The organism is Longimicrobium sp., assembly GCF_036280135.1.
In the GTDB taxonomy this organism is placed as follows: Bacteria; Gemmatimonadota; Gemmatimonadetes; order Longimicrobiales; family Longimicrobiaceae; genus Longimicrobium.
In genome coordinates this window covers 1-3149 of the sequence record NZ_DASURI010000152.1, presented here as the reverse complement: position 1 = coordinate 3149, position 3149 = coordinate 1, and the positions used below count along the sequence as shown (strand labels likewise).

Annotated in this window: 4 protein-coding genes; 2 read left to right on the top strand and 2 right to left on the bottom strand. The window is 74.1% G+C overall.

What is annotated here, in order from left to right; genetic code table 11:
* Together VFZ20_RS04640 and VFZ20_RS04635 are read right to left on the bottom strand one after the other, a co-directional pair.
* Positions 1–1367: GAF domain-containing protein (locus VFZ20_RS04640; protein WP_329682665.1), on the bottom strand; the 1367-nt coding region annotated here is incomplete at its 3' end.
* Positions 1364–1954 (bottom strand): biliverdin-producing heme oxygenase, encoded by a 591-nt coding sequence (locus VFZ20_RS04635; protein WP_329682664.1) that lies wholly within the window; start codon positions 1952–1954, stop codon positions 1364–1366. The genes VFZ20_RS04635 and VFZ20_RS04640, both read right to left, overlap by 4 nt.
* 219 nt (positions 1955–2173) lie before the next feature.
* Between VFZ20_RS04635 and VFZ20_RS04630 the strand changes: the two genes are divergently transcribed.
* Both VFZ20_RS04630 and VFZ20_RS04625 read left to right on the top strand, forming a co-directional pair.
* On the top strand, positions 2174–2572 hold the full coding sequence (locus VFZ20_RS04630) for a YciI family protein (RefSeq protein WP_329682663.1): 399 nt from the start codon (positions 2174–2176) through the stop codon (positions 2570–2572).
* A gap of 149 nt (positions 2573–2721) precedes the next feature.
* Positions 2722–3149: hypothetical protein (locus VFZ20_RS04625; protein WP_329682662.1), on the top strand; the 428-nt coding region annotated here is incomplete at its 3' end.

Sequence of the window (3149 nt, the reverse complement as noted above, 5' to 3'; positions counted from 1 at the left end):
CGAAACCACAGCACCCAGTCGCGCCGGTCGCGGCTGAGCGGCACGGCCAGAAGCCCGCTGGCCACGGACGCGTACGCCGCCGCGGGGGGATGGTCGTCGCCCAGGCGCGTGGAGGTGTACACGTCGTCCGTGCGCCCGCGCAGCCACGCCAGCAGCTCCGCCATCTGCCCGTCGTCCGGGGTGCGGCCCACGCGCACGACGCGGCCGTCGCGCACCACGGCGCCGCCGCCGGCCGCGGCCACGTCCAGCATGGTCACCTCGCCCGTCGTCAGCACCTGCTCGGGCGGCTCGTCCGCGGCCAGGCGCGCCAGCAGCCGGCTTTGCGCGGCGCGCACCTCCAGGGCGTGCTCGCGGTCGTCCAGCCGGTCGGCCGTCCCCACCTGCAGCGACAGCGCCTGCGCCAGGAACTCGCACAGGGCCCGCACGTCGGCCGGCACGTGCTTGGGGCCCGTGTAGTGGTGGCCGGAGATGAGCCCCCACAGGCGGCCCCGGTGGATGAGCGAGATCACCAGGCTGGCCGTGACGCCCATGTTCGTGAGGTACTGCACGTGGATGGGCGACACGCTGCGCAGCACGGAGCTGCCCAGGTCCAGCGGCCGGCCCGTGAGCGGGTTGTCCTGCGGCACCAGGGGCGACGGGACAAAGTGCAGGTCCGGGATGGCGCGCACCCAGCTGCGCAGGAACAGGGCGCGGGCCTGCGCGGGGATGTCGGACGCGGGGTAGTGCATCCCCAGCCACGTCTCAATGTCGTCGCGCCGCGCCTCGCCGATGATCTCGCCGTGCCAGTCGGGGTGAAAGCGGTACACCCACACGCGGTCAAAGCCCGTGATGGCCCGCATCTCCTCGGCCATCCCCTGCGCCAGCTCGTGCAGCGAGTCAGCCCGCTCCAGCCGCTCCGTCACCCCGCGCATGATGGCGCCGAACTGCTCGGGCACGACGCGGCCGTCGGGCGACGTGGGCTCCAGCTCCAGCACGGCCAGGCCGCCGCTGGGGTGCAGCGTGGCGTCGTAGCCGCGCTCCCGGCCGTCCGGCGGAACGATGCGCAGCCGGGCGAACGCGCGGTCCTGCATGGAGATGGCCATGTCCCGCACCTGCGCGGCGGCCCCGTCGCCCAGCACGGCCGCGACGGGCTGGCCCACGACCTGCCGCGCGTCCACGCCCAGGTGCGTCCGTACGCTCTCGCTCGCCTGTGCGATGCGCAGGTCCGGCCCGCGCAGCCCCAGCAGGGCGCCGTACGGCTGCACGGCGCCGGGGATGTGGATGGGCTCGCGGTCGCAGTTGGTGAGGTCGATGCGCGCGTCCGGCGAGACGAACGGCACCGGCGCGTCGGCGTCCGGCCGCAGCGGAACGGGGCGGGTGTGGTTCACGAGGCGGCCCGCAGCGCCGGGGGCTCCAGCACGCCGGGCGTGGCCAGCCACGCCTCCAGGGCCGCGAAGCAGGCCACGCCGCCCGCGACGATGCGCGCGCCCTCGCCCGTGCGCTCCGCCCACCGCTCCAGCGCTTGGCCAAACGTCTTCCACGCGGGGCCCGTCTCCTCGCCGTAGCCGTGGTAGTACGCGCCGCCGCGCGCGGGGGTGATGCCCAGCGGCCCCGCGATGCGCCGGTGGATCACGCGGCCGCCCAGCGTGGCGCCCTCCAGCACGTACAGGGCGCCCAGCGCCTCGGCCGCGCCCGCGGGCGCCGGGCGTGGCGCGCGAAGGGGGAGCGGACGCAGGTTCAGGGCGCGCAGGTCGCGCTCCAGCAGGGGCAGCTTGCGGCGGTCCGCGCCCAGCCCCGCCTCCATCACCCCCGGCGTGGCCCAGATGGCCGGCTCCCACGCCCGATGAAATCCGTGCAGGGCGCGCAGGGTGGCGGCGTATCCGCGGTGCGTGGCCATCTCGTCCAGCGACGGCATTGCCGCCTCGACGCGCGCGTGGTGGGCGGCCGTGGCGGACTTGAGTTCAGCGAGAACCATTCGGGTGAGCGCGGAAGGTACAGCCGCCGTTGACCTTGGGCGGCTCCCGGCCTCCCGGGGGCAAGAAGCAGACCCGTGCGCGAAAGCCTTGTCCACCCCTGTTTCCGCGGCCCCGACGGGCGGATGTAGAGAACGTCCCCGCGGCTCCGACTATCCCCCGCGAGCGCCATGGACGGCGGACTCGCCACAGGCCCGCATCCCCGGACGGGAGACCCGACCATGAAGTACCTGCTGATGATGAACGTGAAGAACGCCTCGGGCGACTACGAGCACCTCCAGTGGGCACCGGAGGACTGGCAGGCGCACCTGGACTACTGGAACCGGCTCAACCGCGGGCTGATGGAGGCCGGCGAGTACGTGGAGGTGCGGGCGCTGACCCCGCCGGCCCAGGCACGCGTGGTCCGCGCGGGGCAGGACGGCGCGCCCGTGGTGACGGACGGCCCGTTCCCCGAGACCAAGGAGTTCCTGGCCGGCTTCTGGATCGTGGACGTGGAGAGCGCCGACCGCGCGTTCCGCATCGCCGCCGAGGCGTCCCTCGTGCCGGGTCCCGGCGGCGCGCCCATGTACATGCCCATCGAGGTGCGCCAGGTGATGAGCGCCCCGCCCACGGACGCGTGAGGTCCGCACCCCGCAGAAGGAAAAAAGGATTCTCACACGGGGCCTGCGGCCAACGGGGTGAACGGTAACGGATCGAAAGAAAAAACCGTTGACTCCGTTGGCCGCAGGCCCCGTGTGAGACATGCAGTTTTCCCGGTTGACCTGGATCGATGCCGCCTGCGACGTTCTCCACCCCCGAATCCGCCGCCCTGGACGGGTTTCCATCCGCGCACTGCCGCGTGGTCGCCTCCGCCGCGGACGGGGACGACGCGTACGTGCTGCTGGACACGCGGCCCGCGGGAGCACCGTACCTCTACGGCGTCTGCGTGGCGCGCACGGACGGCGGCTGGGTCGAAGGCTCCAGCGGCAACGGGGACGGCTGGACGATGACGGACGGGGAGCGCGGCGTGGGCACCGCGACCGCGTGGGAGACGGCGCCGGAGGGCGCGGACCGCGTGCGCGTGGCGTTCGGCGGCGACGTGCGCGAGGTGGCGGTGGAGAACGGCGTGTACCTGGCCGCGTGGTGGCGCGTCCCCTACCCCGACGACCTGCCGCGCGCCGTCGGCTTCCGCGTCGGCGGACGATGGATCCCGGCGAT